Source organism: Bradyrhizobium jicamae, from assembly GCF_001440395.1.
GTDB lineage: Bacteria > Pseudomonadota > Alphaproteobacteria > Rhizobiales > Xanthobacteraceae > Bradyrhizobium > Bradyrhizobium jicamae.
The window spans coordinates 1-16,846 of record NZ_LLXZ01000160.1 but is presented as its reverse complement, the minus strand read 5'-3'; the positions used below and the strand labels follow the sequence as shown (position 1 = coordinate 16,846).

General features: G+C 59.7%; 15 protein-coding genes and 2 pseudogenes. 6 read left to right on the top strand and 11 right to left on the bottom strand.

The window, feature by feature from the left end; genetic code table 11:
* Window positions 1–578: 578 nt before the first annotated feature.
* The 7 genes from CQ12_RS26415 to CQ12_RS26385 form a co-directional block, all read right to left on the bottom strand.
* Window positions 579–1,226, bottom strand: coding sequence for a hypothetical protein (locus tag CQ12_RS26415; RefSeq protein WP_057838215.1), 648 nt, complete (start codon window positions 1,224–1,226; stop codon window positions 579–581).
* The gene (locus CQ12_RS26410) at window positions 1,226–1,726 is read right to left on the bottom strand and encodes a c-type cytochrome (RefSeq protein ID WP_057838295.1); all 501 of its coding nucleotides are present in this window, start codon (window positions 1,724–1,726) and stop codon (window positions 1,226–1,228) included. Before CQ12_RS26410 ends, CQ12_RS26415 begins: the two co-directional genes overlap by 1 nt.
* Window positions 1,727–1,857: 131 nt before the next feature.
* Window positions 1,858–3,558: a PQQ-dependent dehydrogenase, methanol/ethanol family gene (locus tag CQ12_RS26405; protein WP_245310177.1), complete on the bottom strand. Its 1,701-nt coding sequence runs from the start codon at window positions 3,556–3,558 to the stop codon at window positions 1,858–1,860.
* A gap of 191 nt (window positions 3,559–3,749) precedes the next feature.
* Window positions 3,750–4,259: a copper chaperone PCu(A)C gene (locus CQ12_RS26400; protein ID WP_245310175.1), complete on the bottom strand. Its 510-nt coding sequence runs from the start codon at window positions 4,257–4,259 to the stop codon at window positions 3,750–3,752.
* 628 nt (window positions 4,260–4,887) lie between these two features.
* Window positions 4,888–6,600 (bottom strand): thiamine pyrophosphate-binding protein, encoded by a 1,713-nt coding sequence (locus tag CQ12_RS26395; RefSeq protein WP_057838213.1) that lies wholly within the window; start codon window positions 6,598–6,600, stop codon window positions 4,888–4,890.
* On the bottom strand, window positions 6,597–7,565 hold the full coding sequence (locus CQ12_RS26390) for an AEC family transporter (protein ID WP_245310173.1): 969 nt from the start codon (window positions 7,563–7,565) through the stop codon (window positions 6,597–6,599). Before CQ12_RS26390 ends, CQ12_RS26395 begins: the two co-directional genes overlap by 4 nt.
* A 45-nt stretch (window positions 7,566–7,610) precedes the next feature.
* Window positions 7,611–9,137: a class I adenylate-forming enzyme family protein gene (locus tag CQ12_RS26385; RefSeq protein WP_283807420.1), complete on the bottom strand. Its 1,527-nt coding sequence runs from the start codon at window positions 9,135–9,137 to the stop codon at window positions 7,611–7,613.
* 436 nt (window positions 9,138–9,573) lie between these two features.
* Here CQ12_RS26385 and CQ12_RS26380 point away from each other — a divergent pair, with 436 nt between their 5' ends.
* The gene (locus tag CQ12_RS26380) at window positions 9,574–10,284 is read left to right on the top strand and encodes a GntR family transcriptional regulator (protein WP_057838293.1); all 711 of its coding nucleotides are present in this window, start codon (window positions 9,574–9,576) and stop codon (window positions 10,282–10,284) included.
* Window positions 10,285–10,501: 217 nt separating this feature from the next.
* Here CQ12_RS26380 and CQ12_RS46735 read toward each other — a convergent pair.
* The 3 genes and pseudogenes from CQ12_RS46735 to CQ12_RS26365 all read right to left on the bottom strand — a co-directional run.
* Window positions 10,502–10,723 (bottom strand): annotated as a pseudogene (locus tag CQ12_RS46735) (SOS response-associated peptidase); the annotation flags it as partial.
* 24 nt (window positions 10,724–10,747) lie between these two features.
* The gene (locus CQ12_RS26370; protein ID WP_198164267.1) at window positions 10,748–11,425 is read right to left on the bottom strand and encodes a phasin family protein; all 678 of its coding nucleotides are present in this window, start codon (window positions 11,423–11,425) and stop codon (window positions 10,748–10,750) included.
* Window positions 11,426–11,525: 100 nt separating this feature from the next.
* Window positions 11,526–12,164, bottom strand: a complete 639-nt coding sequence (locus CQ12_RS26365; protein WP_057838210.1) for a ParA family protein — start codon at window positions 12,162–12,164, stop codon at window positions 11,526–11,528.
* Window positions 12,165–13,272: 1,108 nt separating this feature from the next.
* Here CQ12_RS26365 and CQ12_RS26360 point away from each other — a divergent pair.
* On the top strand, window positions 13,273–14,013 hold the full coding sequence (locus CQ12_RS26360) for a Crp/Fnr family transcriptional regulator (RefSeq protein ID WP_057838209.1): 741 nt from the start codon (window positions 13,273–13,275) through the stop codon (window positions 14,011–14,013).
* A 307-nt stretch (window positions 14,014–14,320) separates the two neighbouring features.
* On the opposite strand, the gene CQ12_RS47285 is transcribed toward CQ12_RS26360, so the two are convergent.
* Window positions 14,321–14,446, bottom strand: coding sequence for a hypothetical protein (locus CQ12_RS47285; RefSeq protein WP_283807419.1), 126 nt, complete (start codon window positions 14,444–14,446; stop codon window positions 14,321–14,323).
* Between the two features lie 445 nt (window positions 14,447–14,891).
* Here CQ12_RS47285 and CQ12_RS46730 point away from each other — a divergent pair.
* The 4 genes and pseudogenes from CQ12_RS46730 to CQ12_RS26340 all read left to right on the top strand — a co-directional run.
* Window positions 14,892–15,215 (top strand): annotated as a pseudogene (locus CQ12_RS46730) (hypothetical protein); the annotation flags it as partial.
* Window positions 15,216–15,410: 195 nt separating this feature from the next.
* Window positions 15,411–15,734 (top strand): cupin domain-containing protein, encoded by a 324-nt coding sequence (locus tag CQ12_RS26350; RefSeq protein WP_245310169.1) that lies wholly within the window; start codon window positions 15,411–15,413, stop codon window positions 15,732–15,734.
* A 199-nt stretch (window positions 15,735–15,933) separates the two neighbouring features.
* The gene (locus tag CQ12_RS26345) at window positions 15,934–16,212 is read left to right on the top strand and encodes a hypothetical protein (RefSeq protein ID WP_157088520.1); all 279 of its coding nucleotides are present in this window, start codon (window positions 15,934–15,936) and stop codon (window positions 16,210–16,212) included.
* 40 nt (window positions 16,213–16,252) lie between these two features.
* Window positions 16,253–16,516, top strand: coding sequence for a hypothetical protein (locus tag CQ12_RS26340; RefSeq protein ID WP_157088519.1), 264 nt, complete (start codon window positions 16,253–16,255; stop codon window positions 16,514–16,516).
* Window positions 16,517–16,846 lie beyond the last annotated feature (330 nt).

The window sequence follows — 16,846 nt, the reverse complement described above, 5'->3', positions numbered from 1 at the left end:
CGCCGCTAACCGGAGATCTCCGACGCCGCGAACGCGGCATCTATGCGCGGTCGGCCGCAGACAATGCTCTGAGGCCGCTCCGTAAAAGTGAGTCGTTCTGACCTAGGACGAACCTATTCCTCAAACGGCCCCCACCGAGGGATGCCGAAGCTTTGCTAGCGCTGCAGCTCGGACATCCTGCGGCCATGGAGAACGCGCTGCGCGACAAGCGTGCTGCGCGATATCAACCGCAGGCGCATCGCGATGTTTATGAGCGCGCGCGGGCGGCAAGGGGTGGGGGAGACCCGGGCGCGGTGATGCGGGATTGAATCGCATCAGGTACCGGTACCGGTTACTGCCCCATATTTTCGCGACGTCCCTAACCGCTTGGCTGGGAAGTCTATGTTTCGGCGCACACGTCGCGCCCATCGGACGATTCAAAGTACAGCGCCGCGTGGAGGGGCGGTTCGCGCCGTCGACTGCTTGAAAAGGACAGCGCGTGTCTACCCCGCTCCTGAAGTTGAGATCTAAACTTTGTTCCGCGATTACCTGTGCCTAGAATTCCCAAGACATGTTCGCGGCGCAACTCTCATCCCAGTTCATTTGTTTGCCGCCTTGATACTGATCCGCGTGTCACCGACGAAATTCTTGATGTCCTGGTCGGGCCGGCGGAACAGGTTGCGTTCGACAATTAGCGAGCGGCCGCTGATCGTCTTGGTGCAACGCTCCTTGAGGTAGATGCCTCCCACGGGCTGGTCGCCCGCATCCGGCTGGCCCTCGGTGCATACCCAGCCGTCCGGGCCGTAGCGCGATTTGGCCTGCAGCCCCAGCAGAAACGCCTTCTTCCGGACATAGAGGCGCGCCTTCGGATCGGTCTCGATCTGCAAACCGGCAACATGCCCGGTATCGTCGATCAGCAAGGTCAGGATCGCAGGATGACCCGCCACCATCGTGCCGTCGTGGCTGGTCGATGGATCGTAACCAAATCGGATCGCCCGTGTTCCACTCGCGGCGGCGGGACAGTCACGCCAATCCTTCCAGCCGGTCAATGCGCGCTTCGGGTCCGCCGCGCAGGAGAAGTCGGCGTAGCCGGACTCCGCCAATTCGGTCGCGGCCATTCCGAGGCGAATGTCACGCAGATCGTTGCCGCTGAATTCTTCCGTCCGTGCCGGAGAGCTCGCAAGCGAGACCGCCTGCCAGGCAAGCACGCCTGCAGCAAGAACTCCCGGCAGCTTCAGCCTGCGCATCACCGGTTCTTTCCCATGCTGGCGCTCGCATCATCCGGCTTTTGCGACTGCGTCTTGTAGACGTCGCACACCCGCGACGTGCTTGCGAAGAAGGCGACGCATTCCGCGTAAGTGGGTTCGCCGGCTCCCTTGATGTGGGCGATCACGTAGTCGACGACGGCTTCGATATCCTTCTGTCGCAAAAACATTCCACCCTCGGGCGGCATCTGCGCCCCCGCGTCCTGCCGGTTCATGTCGTGGCATTTCACCTCATCATAGGCGCCGCGTATGAAGAACGGCATCCCGGTGCCTGGCCGCCCGCAGCCGACGACTTCGATGATCTGATCCCGCGTCAGCTCGCTCTTGCGCAGCGACAGCGCATCACCGCCATAGCCGCCGCCGCCGTTGCCGTGCCATTTGTGGCAGCCGACGCAATTGGCCTTGCTGAACACCGCTTTGCCGGCATTGGTTGGATCCGAGGCCGGCGCCTGCGCCGGCTGACCGTAAGCAGCGGCCAGCATCGAAAAATTCAGGGCGACGACGCTCGCGGGCAGCACGACTGCCGCTGGGAATCTGTTGAAGATCATCGTTGCATCTCCCGTCGAAGAAGTAGGAGGGCCCGCGCGCGGCGGACCCTCCGTTTTCGAGGAAGTTAGAGTGCGAATACGTAGAGCATCGATCCCGGCTGTATCTTCTTCAGTTCGGGCGTCGAATCGATGAACCACTTGTCCCAGGCTCCGCCAAGGCCGACCAGAATGGCGATGTACTGCTTGCCATCGACCGTAAAGGTCATCGGCGGTGCGTTGACGCCGCCGCCCGTGTTGAACTCCCAGAGCTTCTGCAATGACTTGGCGTCAAGCGCATGCACTTCGCCGGATGGCTGACCAGTGAAGACGAGGTCGGGCGTCGCCAGCATGCCGCCCAGATTGGGGAACGGGGTCTCCATTTTTTGAGCGATCTTGCCGGTAGTCACGTCGATCGCAGTCACGCTGCCCGTGATCCTGAATGGCTGACTCGGGCCGCCGCCGGTCCAGAACTCCCGCGGCTTCAGTTTGTCTGGCGTCATCACCTCGACTTTGATGCGGTTGCAGCTCTCGATCACCGGGATGTACCAGAGCTTCAGATCCGGGTTGTAGGCTGTCGGCGGCCAGTTCTTGCCGCCCATGTTGCCGGGGCAGATGTCGGTTTCCATGTTGGTACGGCTTGGAGTTACCGACGCGATATAGGTCTGTACGGGCTTGTTCGGGTCATACTCGATCGGCTTGCCGCTCTCCGGGTCGAGCCCTTTGGTCCATGTGACTTTCTTGACGAACGGCAGGCCCCAGACGAACTTGCCGTTGGTGCGATCGATCGCATAGGCGAAGCCGTTGCGGTCGGCTTCGAGTGCGAGCTTCCGCGGGCCACCGGGTCCGGGAACATCGACCAGCACGTTTTCCGCCACGCTGTCATAGTCGTAGGGGTCGTTTGGCGTGTGCTGAAAGTGCCACTTGATCTTGCCAGTTGTGGCGTCAAGGGCAAGCGAGCTATCGGTATAGAGGTTGTCACCTGGCCGATAGGCACTATCCCAGTCCGGCCCGGGGTTGCCGATGCCCCAGATGATGGTGTCGGTCGCGGGATCGTAGGTGCCGGTTACCCAGGTCGAACCGCCGCCGGCGGCGGCTGCGTTGTTGCTGTCTTTCCAGGTTTCGCTGCCGGGCTCGCCCTTGCCCGGGATTGTATAGGTGCGCCAGACCTCCTTCTGGGTCGTGAGGTCGGTGGCGGCGAGCCAGCCGCGGATGCCGTACTCCGCGCCGGCAACGCCCGTGATCGCCATGTTCTTGACGATCAATGGCGCGCCGGTGACCGTCTCGCCTTTGTCCGGATCAGCGACAGTACGCTGCCAGGCGACCTGGCCGGTTTCCTTGTTGGTCGCGATCAGCCGGCCATCAAGCGTATGGGAAATGACGAGATCTCCCCACAGTGCGACGCCGCGGTTGTCGACGCCGCAGCACGCCACGGCACCAGCCCAGTCACGGTCCGTTTTGGGATCCATCTTCCAGACCAGCACGCCGCGGCCGCCGTGCGCATCAATCTTGTAGACCGAACCCCATCCATCGGTGACGTAGAGAAAGCCGTTCTCCGCAATCGGAGTGCCTTCCAGCCCGCCATGGCTCCAGATACCGCCGCCTTCGATGCCGCCGAGGTGCATCGTCCAGACGACCTTCAGGTTCTTCACGTTATCGCGATTGATCTCCTTCAGGGCGGAGAACCGGTGAGCCGAATAATTCTGATGGTGATGAAGCCAGTTGCCCGGCTCCTTGTCGACGTTGAGCAGCCGCTCCTGACTCACCTGGTCCGCGGCGGAGACAGACATTGCGCCCACCACGCTCGCGGCAGCAGCCGCTGTGGCAAGCAGACAACCTCGCATCAACATTCTTGTGTGACCTGAAGATCGCTCCATGAGTAATGCCCTCCTTGTTGGTCATGTTGGATTGAGCGCCCGGCACATCTGGGCGTTCCGCTGACGGGCCCTGTCCAGCGGGCTTCATCAGTCCGCTGTCGCGATCAAGGCGTTCGTGAAACCTGCACCTCCGTTTCTTTGGTTCCGGCATTCTGAAAAACGACGGCGCATGTGAACTTCTCGCCGTCGACGAGCTTTTGCCGCGTCTGCAGCAGCATCACGTGATATCCGTCTCGCGTGAGTTCGATCGTCTTGTTTTTCGGAATCGGAATGGACTTGATCTCGCGCATGGCGGGCGCCCCTTCGCCACGATCGACGGTGTGTCTTACGGAGAAATTCGCAAACGGACAGCGGACGCGCAGTATAGCGTCGGCTTCGGCCGCATCGTTTCTGATCGTCATCACGAGCGGGAGATCGATACCAATCTCGTCGGACGCAGGCACCCGGGCGTTCGTCACTTGTAGGGGATCACCTGCCGCGGCCAATCCGGGTGTTAGGCAAAGTCCAACAGCAACCAGTCCGAATAAAAGAAATCCTGATCTGCCGGACAACGCGATGCAGTCGCCGCGATCAAGATGCGTGCCAACAGCATCTGATGTCGCCATGCCGATCATCGACTATGTCTCGGTTGAAGCACGGTGAGCCCAAACCAAACACCGGGTCCGACTCATGGGTGCGGTCCTCCCAAATCGAATTTTTCTTGCTTCTTGGCGGTCGGCGCTACGCGTCTGAAAAATTATCCCAAATTGCGGCAGCTTTTCAAGCGATTAGGAAGTGTAAGCGCATTCGCATTTTGAATTCAAAGTGAACGGATAGCCTCCGGCCTAGGACAAGCTTCTTGGGGCGGTTATCGCCCGGAACCTGTGGCGACTTGCATCGCGTGGCATTGGCGCTGCGTAGAGGAGGTCGGCTTCGTATCAAAGTTGGCCGGTCTTTCCGAATTGACCCACCGCCCGTCGCCAGCCGACTCTGCAACAAGATCTGCCAATAGGAGGCATTCGCCAGTTAGCAAGCGGCGGCAATACCGAACGCTGCACCAACTGTGCCCTCATTGTCGCTAAGCGTATTCGAGTCTCTCGATTTGCTTAGCGTTTGTTGCTACCACCCTCCGCTGCTCGGTTCTTCCGATCTGCCATATGACGCAAATACACCAAGATTAGCCCGAGTTCCTCATCGCTCAGGTCCTCTTGCCAAAGCTGGGATCTCCCAGAACTCAGTTTCAGGCGAAACAAAGGCATTGCATCACGAAGCTCGCCACTTCCGCTCGGCCTCGTCCCAGGCTGCCAGCGGCTGCAGGTCTGGCACCCAGGCGAGGCCGGTCTTTCCGTCGGAAGAAATCGCCTCCGGAGTCACGACCATATCAAGCAGGGCAGGACGGTTGGCGAGCGCCCGCTCGATCGCCGGTCCGAGCTGTTCCTCTGTCTCGACCCGCTCGGCATGCATGCCGAACGACCGCGCCATTCCCGCATAGTCCGCAACCTGCAGCTTGGTGCCGACTACTTTGCCGTGGGTGACGGTCTGGTCATGCACTTCGATCTGCCAAGCACCATTGTTGGCAACGACGATCAGGACCGGTGCCTTGTGACGAACGGCGGTATCGACTTCGATCGCATTGAACCCGAATGCACCGTCGCCGGTCGCTACCACGACTGGCTTGTCGGGGAGGGCGAGGCTCGCAGCGATGCCATATGGCACGCCAATGCCGATGCAGCCAAAAGGACCGGGATCCAGCATCAGGGGGGCGTTGAGCCCGACGCGAGCGAAAGCGAGAAAATCGCCGCCGTCGGTGATGACCACAGAGTCGTTCCCGATAGCTTGTTGCAGAGCCGACAGAACCTTGTTGGGATGCAGCTTGCCGTCGGAACCTTTTGGTGCATTCGCCATGCTCTGCTGTAATTTTTTGGCGCGCTCCTCATGTCCGCTGCGCAACTTTGCGGCCCATTGCCGGTCAACTTTGGATTCGCGGTTTCCGGCATGTTCGACTATGGCCCGCAAGGTCTCGGCGGGAGAGGCGAGTATTTCGACCGCGCCGCGCCGGTTGTCGCGCATCTCCGAAGGTGTATCGCCGATGCGCACGAACCTTGCGCCCTGAAACACCGCAGGCGATCCGTAAGCAAGCTGGAAGTCGAGGCGCCGGCCGATCGTGAGAACCACGTCGGCATCGCTCATCACGGCACCGCGCATCGCGCCCACAACAGAGGGATGACCGTCCGGCACCAACCCGCGACTCTCACCGGTGTCGAGATAGACGGCGCCGAGGCGATCGAGCAGGGAAATAAGCTCAGGCGCGGCGCCGCGGGCACCACGGCCGGAAATGACCAGCACGCGGCGGGCCGACCACAAGAGGTCGACGGCCTTGGCAACCTGAATCGGATCGGGGCGCGTGACGGCACGTGGCTTCACAGCGAGGTGCTCTTCCAGTTGCAGGGCCTTCGGCACGATGCCGCGTAACGTGTCGGTGGGGAAATCGATGTAGGAGGGACCTGGCTCGCCACCGTCGCCGAAGGCGCGGGAGATGGCCTCATCGAGTTCCTGCAGCACCAGCGACGGTTCACGCACTGTGCGGGCGTAGCGCGTGATGGAGCGCACCAGTTGCGTATGGTCCATGTCCTGGAGGCCGCCGCGGTTCTCCTGCGGGCGTGGGTTGCCACCAGAGAGCACCAGCACCGGAGCGCGCGAAACATGAGCGTTGGCAATGCCGGTGATGGCATTGGTCATCCCGGGGCCCGCGGTGACCAGCGCAACCCCCAGTTCGCCAGTCAACTCGGCATGCGCTTGCGCCATGTGAACCGCCGCGCGTTCGTCGCGAACGTCGATGATCCGTATTCCTTCTGCATCGAGCCGCATCCAGATCGGCATGATGTGGCCGCCGCAGAGTGCAAATACGCGCGTGATGCCGCGACGCTTCAAGAGACGTGCAATCAGGTCGGCAGCACTATCGGGCAGGACTTTCATCTGACAACTCCTGTTGGGTGATAATCATTCCTCAAATCTGGGCCAGCCATCCGACCAGCAACGACACCGTCAAGACCGCGAAGATGTGCGACGCTAGAATTGCGCCTGATGTCACGCCCGCCTCGAGGCCGTAGAGTTTTTGCGATCGTGAAGGGACCCGATCCGATAGGCAGTGCGCTCAGGATGACTGCCGCGTGTGACCACAAGGGCGGCATCGAAAAGACGTGGAACGCGAGAAACGCGGTCACAGCGGGCTGCAGGATGAGCTTCAGCGCGACCAGGATGCCGATCGACTTGATGTCGTCGCTGACAACGCGCTCCTGCGCGAGAAATAGCCCGATGCAAACCAGCGCGAGCGGCGAAGCGGCGCCGTTGAGGAACGTCGTGAAGCGTTCGAAGGGGCAGGGAGCTTGAGGTCGCTCAAGCCGACAGCGAGGCCGGCGACAGGCGCAATCAACAACGGACTGCGCACTACCGAACCTGGGACTCTGGCGCCGGTCGACCAAAAGTGGCCGGCCTTCTGCAGGTCGATCTCGACAAGAATCACGGCGAACAGAAACAGCAGCCGTGAACAGCGTCGCGATGATCGACGCCGGCGCGCTTTCCGGCCCGAAGACCAGAAGGCACATCGGTATCCCCATAAAACCGGCATTGCTGTAGCCGGCATCCAGCCCCTCGATGCTAGCACTCGCCACGCGCCGCCCGCGGAACCGGCTGATGGCGAATGCCACGCCAAAGCTGACGGCAAAGCCGCCGCAGAATGCGGCGACGAAGCCGAACTGGCGCACCTGGTCCGGCGTGATGTTGGACATTGCCACGAACATGAGCGAGGGAAGCGCTAGGTAGACCGCAAAGCGGTTGAGATTGTCGGTCGCAACACGATCGAACACGCCGAAGTAACCGCAGACGAAGCCGGTCAGGATCAGCGCGAAGATCGGCAATGCGGAGTTCAGCACGGCTTGCATTTTGCGCGACTTCCGGAGCGCGATGGTTCAACAGAACCGTCATGTTCAGTTCGAGAACTTCTTCTTCAGCTCGCGATGCAAAACCTTGCCGGTCGCGTTGCGGGGCATCTCGCTTTCGGCAATGAAGGCGTAGGACCGCGGGCGCTTGTAGCCGGCAAGCCGTTCCTTCGACCATTCCAGCAGATCGCTTTCCTTCAAGGTCGCGCCGTCATGCGGCACGATGACCGCGTGAACACGCTCACCCCATTTCTCATCCGGCAAGCCGATTACGGCTACATCTTTGACCATAGGGTGCGCGCCGACCAACGCTTCGACCTCGGAGGGGTAAATGTTCTCACCGCCGCAGATGATCATGTTGCTCTTGCGGTCGGAGAGATGGATGTAGCCATCATCATCGCGGCGAGCCATGTCGCCGACCGAGCAATAGTCGCCGCGGAAGGCCTCCTTGGTTTTTTCGGGAAGGCGCCAGTAGCAGTCAAAGGTGTGTGCATTGCAGCAGTAAAGTTCGCCGGGCTGGCCGTCCGGCACCTCGTTACCGGCCTCATCCAGAATCCTGATCGGTGCAGCGCCGACGCATTCGCGACCGACCGAACCGAGCTTCGTGAACTGCTCGTGCGGGTGGAGCATTGTCACCCAACCGGTTTCTGTAGCCCCATAAAGCTCGAACAGCCCGGAGTTGGGAAACATCTCCATGACCTCGCGCTTGGTCTCGGGGCGCGCAGGTGCCGACGAGATCATCAGCTTGGTCAGGTCATCGTAATTGTACTTGCCGCGGACCGCCTGTGGAAGGCCAAGCATCATGATGTAGTGTGTGGGCACCAGCGAGGTGAATGTTGAGCCGCCCTCGGCAAGCGTCCTGACGGCGTGCTCGGGGTCAAAGCTCTTGCGCGAATAGATCGAGTTGACGCCGCCGCAATAGCCAAACGCGCCGAAGAAGTTCAGCGAGTTCGCATGGCACATCGGCATCACCAGAAGCGCGCCGTCGTTGCGGTGCAACCCCAACTCGATCTCGGTGACCATCGAAAGCAGCACCGCACTGCGATGGCTCCTCACCACGCCTTTGGGATTCCCAGTCGTGCCCGAGGTGTACATCAGCGTCCATGGATCTGACAGATCAACGTTCTGCGAGGGATCGCGGGCGCTGCCGGCCGCAAGGAAATCTTCGTAATCACGGTAGCCGGCAGGGCAGGCGCGCATACCGAAATGGATGAAGCGGTTCGCCTTGATCGAAATATCCTTGCGAATTTCCTCAACCACGCCGACAAGTTCGTCCTGCACAATGAAGGCAGCGGCCTCACCGTTGTTGATGATGAACTGCACTTCCTTGCCGATCAGGCGGAAGTTGATCGGTAACGCCACGAGACCTGCTTTTGCAGTTGCTGCAAAAATTTCGCACCATTCGACGCAGTTGTAGGCGAGAATTGCGACCCTGTCCCCCTTATTGAGACTGAGACTGAGGAGCGCATTGGCTAGTCGGCAGGAACGCTCGTTCCACTGCTTGAATGTCATCGAGCGTTCGAGGTCGCGCGCACCCACCCGGCTAGGTGTGATCCGCGCATGCGCTGAAAGCATTTGTCCAAAGTTCAGAAGACCTTTCACGTTCTGCTCCTCAAGACCTGGTCGGGTGCAATTCGATTCACAGAAGGCCGATCGAGAACCACGGCACGGCCGCGATCAAGATCGTGCCGATCAGGAGGGCCAGGATGTAGCCCAGCATCGGCTTGATGCCTTCGTCGGGATGAATTCGGCTGATGGCGCAGGCGGCGTAGTAACCGACTGCGCCAGCACCGCAGGGCTCTTCAAGAGCGATCCGGCCGCCACGGCACCGACAGCGGATCTCAAAAGCGTACGACGGCTAACCGTGAGCATAGGCGTCCTCCCATATGGGCTCCGCATTGACTCGTATTGAATTCGAATGCAAAATTCATATTCTGAATTCGAATTCGATGCAATGGTTTTTTTTGCATTGCGGTGCTATGGAATCGCAGAACTGACCTCTGGAGTGCGCATGTCCCAAGTCCAAGGCCAGCTGACCCTGGTGGAACAGGTTGTAAATGCTATCGTTTCTGAGATTGTGGATGGCGAGCTGCCCTCCAATTCGCGCCTGATTCAGGACGAACTGGCTCGCGCCTACGGGGTATCCCGCCAGCCCATACAGCAGGCTTTGCTGCTCCTTCGGGACCGGGGGCTGGTTCGCGAGGCTCCCGGGAGAGGCCTGATCGTTTCACCGATCGACCCGGATTTTGTCAGAAAACTCTATGAGGTCCGCGCCATGCTGGATGGGCTGGCGGCTCGCCTCGCAGCCGAGCGCGGTGCTGCGCGGGCGCGCACCGAGGGATCGGCCTATCTCGAGGCCGGACGCGCCGCCGTAGAGAGCGGCTCGCTGAATGAGCAGATCGAAGCCGACATGAAGTTTCATGCCTTCATCAACGAGCTTTCGGAAAACACACTGATTGGCGAAACGACGGCGCCGCATTGGCCGTATCTGCGCCGCGTCATGGGTGAGGTGTTGCGCGACGATGCGCAGATGCCGCAGATCATTCTGGGCGAGCATGTGGCGATCCTCGATGCAATTGTGGCTGGCGACGGTGACCGCGCAGAGGCGCTAAGCCGAGACCATATCGCGCGCGCAGCAAAGATTTTTGTCCAGAGACTCCAAGCACAGAAGGCTGCTTCCGAACAGGAGATGCGCCAGCGTCGTACTAGGCGAATTAGGTAACCCGCCAATGTCCACTCGCTGAGGAATGGCCCGGGCGGAAATGTCAGTGGGGCTGCTTGTCGCGGATAACCGCAAGCTCTACGCTTTACCTATGCGCACAAGATGGCTTCTGATTGCCAGTATCATCGTGTGGGGATCAGCCCCGGTGGTGGCTGCCGCGATTGTCCTTCTCATGCGATAGGTGCGCTCCGAGACAACTCAACGGCAGCAGTCGATGGACTGGCTTCAACTTGGTGCCGCGATCGCAATTGAACTCGGTCCAGATGCCCGCGAAGGAGGTCAGTGGCCGATTGTCATTGATCGCGAACCACACGACGTCCTTTTTCTTGGTCTCGGGATTCGGCTCCGGCGCATACTCGGCGAAACTGTTGAAGGGCACCAGGCAGCGGTTCTCGGGCTTCAGCCGACCGCGCCAGTGCGGCGATGACGTGTTGCGAATCGCGATCCAAGAGGCCCCCGCGCTCTACGGGCGGTCAGTGGATTTTGTTAACACCTGGGGATCAGCAGCGGTGTGGGTGTCGTAGGACGGCGTCAAGTTCATTGCAAGCGATCGCAGTTCGCTGGACTGCTTGATCATCAGCTCGACCTGTATTCGCGCATGCGTGCTCGACAATTTGATGAAATCGGAGGCCGATCTCAGATTGACCAGCTGCTGCACGTATTCCAGTGCGGCGCTCATGTTCGCCTCCGTGAGTCCAAACGCCTTGGCTTGATAGTCAGCAACGGTCGCAGCAATGGTGGCCGCCGGGATCGTCTTCTCCGAGGTTACGGCACCATGGCTGCTGTTCGCTTCCTGAGTCGCAGGTTCCAGCGCTGGAGCGGTCGGCAACTCTTGGCTGGCAATGGCCTTTACATCATCCGGTGAGGCATTCACACAGACTTTCAGGTTTTGCAGGAAAGGAGCCCGATGATCTTCAACGGTCTCCACAGCCATTTCGATGGTACCATCGGCGGAATTCGAGATCGCGCGAGCGCTCGAGGTGAGCGCGTCTGCCGGATGAGGCAATTGGATTACGGTCGAGGCCACCGTGGCCGGAGGGGCAACCGTGATGCTCATGGTGAGCTGGTCAGTGCACTCAGTTGCGGTTTCACCTGCTTTCACGTCCTCGAAGAAAGTCGCGATCGGAGCGGGCGACGTCACGCGCTCTCCATCACGTGCGGCACTGCTCACTGCAGCGGCCGTGAGCTCCACGAGCGAGCGACGAACGGGGAGCGCATGAGCAGGCTGCCTTGACCGCGGTTTACCCATGAACGACCGCCTCCCTGTTGAGTTGTTTCGAAACCCAGCCCCACAACGCGCGAATTTCCTCTGAGGCCTTTCCTTCGGGCGCAAATTCTGTGACGCCCAAACCCGCCCCGAGCGCGTCCTGGTAGTCGTTGCGCTGGACGATGAAGGGCAGCGCGAGTACTCCGAGCGAATTGAGTGCCGTCGCAGCTTCGCTCAGCCGATAGCCGCGAGGCGGCGTTTGGTTGAGGACAAAAGCAAATCTGCGGTTGAACCTGCGAATGGTGGTTAGCGTGGGCAGCGCAGCTTCTATATCTGCCGGACTCGGACGGGCCGGGATGAGACAAAAATCAGCCACCGAAATGGCGCAGCTGCTCAAGTTGTTGTTCGTGGCTGCGGTGTCGATAATTGCGAGCCTGACCCCCTCGGCCCTGAGGCGAGGTATTGCACGCTCAATTTCAACCCGATCGGCAACCCGATCAACGCGCGGATACGGGTTGGTGCGCCGTCGGCGCCAGCTTGATACCGTGCCTTGCGAATCTGCTTCGATCACGGCAACGCGGTTTGCATCCTCCATCGCAGCGACAGCAAGGCCCACGGTGAGCGTGCTCTTGCCGCTTCCACCTTTTTGCGTGACCAGCGTGACGACGTACATTCCTGCGTTTCCCCAAATGGCAGGCGTCTGAGCCGCTATCACTCTTTCTGACCGGGCGGGATTACTGCGGTCGCTTGCTCGGGCAAGGCTTGCGTTTCCGTCGTGGTTGTCGAGCCCCTAAACTCTGACCCTGTGCAGTCACCAGCCCATAGCTTTGTGCCCCGGACCGTTCCAACGAGTTTGCAGCCCATCGGCGCTTTCGGCTTTACCATAACCAGCGCTTTCGTACCGACTTTGGGCGGCGCACTCTGAGCGAATGCGGTGCCCGAAAAGCAGATAGCAACGAGAATGAACAGCGACCTCATCGAACTCACCGTTTAGCCCTCAACAGGATCATGACGACCGGGAAAAGCCCGGCGAGCATGCCGCGCGATCCGAAGTATGATCACGTGTTGAACTGAGAGGATTAATGATCAGGTGCGGCCCGGCGTCTGTTCGCTTTGTAACGCTAGACCGTTATCCCGAAGCAAGTGCGACACTAAAGTCACAGTCCGGCGACCAATAGCGGACGCTAGCACGCGGCGCGTTTGGGCAATCTAGGGGGGCTCGGCGCCGAGCACACCGTGCGATACACCGAGATAGCGGGACAGGTTCAAAGACCTCAGGCGCTAACCAACGGCGTTACCCAAGCCTGCTCGTGATTTGATCACGAAACAGATACCCCGTGAGACCGAACAAGAATGCGCACGCTAAGATGAACAGCGCTATATCAATCATGCTGAAATCCTCAGGCCCAAATTGGGCTTTACCAGCATGGTGATGGCGTGGGCGTAAATGACGCGTTAATCCACAAGAACGAGCGCCAGAGGCCCATTTGCAACATTGGGAACAAGAGCCTCCCATCATCCCGGGAGCTTCGGGCTACTTGTAATTCCCACTGCAGACCGGGGCGCGTGTTGGGCGAGAACCGGATTAATGCCCCGCACAAGCTCTTAGTGCTCGCGACCTTTACCGGCCCAGCGGGTTGCGATAGGGAATTAATGTTGCCGTGAAGAGAACAGTTTCAAAACCAGACAAAGAAGGTCGAGTTGGTATTGGCGCAGCACAGAAGACGCAGCCAACATTGTGGGAGAGTTACGTGTCCCGCTGAGGGGAGAGGTCCCACGTGATGAGGCGTCCTGCGAAAGGCAGTAATCGTCTCCTAGCTGCGTTGCCGCCGGCAGACCTCGCGTTGCTCAGTCCTCATCTCAAGCAGGTCTCGCTTGAACAGGATGCCGTGATCGTGCGATCGGGAGATCGACGCGAGTATGTTTACTTCCCCCACAGCGGGGCCATTTCCTTTATGCTCGACATGCCAAACGGCGCAACGATTGCAACCGCGATGATCGGGCGCGAGGGAGCCCTTGGCGCTTTATCGATCCTGGGCCCCTCCCGATCTTCCGTGACCGCGGTCGTGCGGGTAGGCGGCACCGCATCCCAGATTTCCGTATCGCGGTTTCATGCGGCCTACATAGGGAGCAGCGCCATCAGAGACGTGGTTCAGGCGCACACGGGGGCGATTCTTATGCAGCTCCAGCACGTCGCAGCCTGCAATGGGCTGCACTCGGTCGAGGCCCGCCTGGCCCGCTGGCTGCTTGAACTGCACGATCGAACTGAGGGCAGTGTCCTGTCGGTCACACAGGGGACGCTTTCGCAGTTGCTTGGAGTGCGACGAACCACCGTGACACAGATGGTTGCCAAACTCCGTGCCGTTGGTGCTATCAGATCCGATCAGCGCGGCTTGATCGAAATTGACAGGGGGCGGCTTGAGGAAGCGAGCTGCGAATGTTACCGCATCATGCGCCGTGAAACCGATCGGATCGTTCCGGATGAAGCCGTGACGCCGCGCCTAGAAACTCGTGGCCGTTGACGCAGTGAGTGGAATCTTACCTGATCATTGAGGACCTCCGCCTACCCGGACGGAAACACGATCCTGAGTCGCGCATGTCGGCGCTAAGGACCGAAAGCACTCAGAAGCCCGACCGCTATGGGGATGAGAGCGGCGCAAATCGATAAAACGGGGGCGCTGGAGCTTAGGCCGGCAACGGGATCCAAACTCCGAAGCCGACAATGAGGGCCGATACCGCATAGGCGGCTGCTTTTTCCATGCTCGATTTCAAACGCAGAACCGCTGCCGGAGAAAACGTTCCGGCGCGCGCCCGGAAGGGGATAGATTTTTAACGCATAGCGGCTTTAGCCGCGTTCCACCTGCGGCTGGTTACCTCCGGCCGGTCCGGCAGGAAATCCGCGTAAGCCAGCGCGCAGACCGTGATCCAGTAAGCGAAAATATCGTTGAGGCTCATGGCGTCCCCCCATGAAAAGTCGACGATACACTAAGGGTCGTTCGGGCGCTCCGCCCACTCACACTTATCCCCACAATGCGGGATAGATTTTTAGCTCGCCAGTCAATTGCCGAACAGCATTGAGGATGCCTGGATGGTTCTCAAAGCGATCCAGGAGATCCTCGAAGACTTCCTGACTCGAAGGCTGAGCCGGCAGGGCGCGAGAACGTGCTCATAGAGACCTCACATTGCATCCGGGATTTTGTTCGTACCCTCACGGGTAGAGACCACCGACGACCGGACATCTGCATATTAGGGATCGGAACTTGCAAAACCCTACGTATGCAGGAGATGGTGTCATGCAGCGATTACCGAGAACGGTTTGCGCGCGTGAAATTGTTGAAACGCTATGGGTACGGGCTGTGTGTAACCTCTACTCGCTCACAACAAACCAAGAAGCCATCCCGCCGATCGCGCCGAGGCAGAAGCCTGGTCAGTCCGCATGGAAGGCTATGGCGGCCCGGCTCAGCCGTCCCCAACGATAGGCCAATGCCTGAGCGGCGGTTACGGGTGGCTGGAGATCGAGTGCTGCCGATGCAAGACCAGGGCGAGCATGCGTTTGGACGCGATCCGCAGGGCGCGCGACACGCCGATCTGGAAGATAGAGCCGTCGTTTCGATGCCGGTCGTGCGGAACACGCCGTTACAAACCGCCTGTCCGCATGATCAAGTTGACCGAGCAGCGGGAGATCACGCCGTATAAGTGGGTGCATCCGGATGAAGAGCGGTGAGGTCCGCTTTGCAAGTTGAATCAGACCTCGGTGTCAGTGCCTTGCATGGCGGCTAATGACCCAACCCCGACATTGCATTGCACAGAGAGGCCATACGATATGATAAGCTAGATGGATTGGAGGTCGAGGATGAGGTGCCTGCGCATATATGCAACGCCTGGCGGGGAGTCCCATTTTGGAGAAGTCGATATCGCGATGACGATGAAGCCGGCGTTTCCCAACGAAGTGCCGTTTGAACTTTCGGACTACTACCCAGCGTCACGCATCCGTTTTGCTCACATCCCCGCCAGGGTCCGCGAAGCGGACTTTCACACGCCGCCGGATCGACTCCTCGCCATATGGCTGGATGGCCACGTGGAATTTGAAACAAGCGATGGAGAGGTGAGACGCCTTCCGGCGGGAAAAGCAGTTCTCGTCGAGGATACGCACGGGAAAGGACACATCTCACGCCACCCCGAGGAAGGGCAGAACGCTATCACAGTTATACTGCCGAGCGGCCTTGGCGCACCACTTGATTAGTCGGCCTCTGGCCCAGCTCCGACATGACGAGCACGATGGGCAACGTCCGTTCTTGGAGGCATACCGGAAGTGCCGAAGACGGTGCTATGAGGTCAGCTAATGACCCCAAGCGGACATCCGTCAAAGGGTCTGGCAATGACTCTATTTCGACATTTGCGTAAAAGTCTAACGGTTCGGTTTCCGGAGAGCTACTCAGGCCGTGTACTCTGCCGACATGAAGCCTCTCGGCAACATGCTCATTTCATATACCCTGCCCATCGGCCTTTCGCTGTGGGGGGCTACTCCGACGCCACTGTGCTCGCTTTTCATCTTTGGAAGGCCGGGAATGGGGTTCGGGGATGCATTTCTTACTGCGCTGATGTCGGCGACCATGGCCGCAGCCTTTTTCTACTACACTGGCTTCCAACTCCTTCGAGAATTCGGGCTGCCTGCCGACACAACGATGGTTGAATTTCACAAATTCATGAGAAGCCGCTGAGCACTGAGGCGCAAGTGCGGTTCAGACGAGGAAAACCGAAGTGGTAGCATGGCAAGCAATCGTGATTGTGCTCACTCTTCTTACGGCGACTTTTGCCATTATTGCCGCCAGCCGCGTCTTGAGAGAGGTGATACAAACGAGGGCGGTCTTTTTCGCTGATAGAAAATGGGCCATCAACGAACACCCAGCTATTACTGGCTTTGTCGCGGTGTTCTGGCTGTCGCTGATTGCGCTGGTAGTTTTCGCGTCAGCCGTGGTCATCACTGATCTGCCAGCCGTCCTCAAGGCAATCTTTCGGCTTTAAGTCAGCGGAGGAGTGATTAGTCGTGAGCGCGTCTACCCCACCATTCGGGTAAGGGGTATGTCGCCTGTTGGCCCCTAGCCGCCCCAAGCTAGCGCCTGACCAGAGTCCGGTTTACGGTCATTAGCGGACTCCTGGCCTGATGAGCATCCATTACGATCAGCCGGAAGGCGCTCCGCCTCCGCGCGAACGGCCGGCGAACCAGCCCGGGCGGCAGATCGTGGCAAAGTGCTTGACCTGATCGTAGGAACAGTTGCGCTGCTGCGACGTTGTAAGTGCAATCCCCCAATGCGGAGCTTTCCCATGCGACAACAGCGCACGCAACGATCGCTT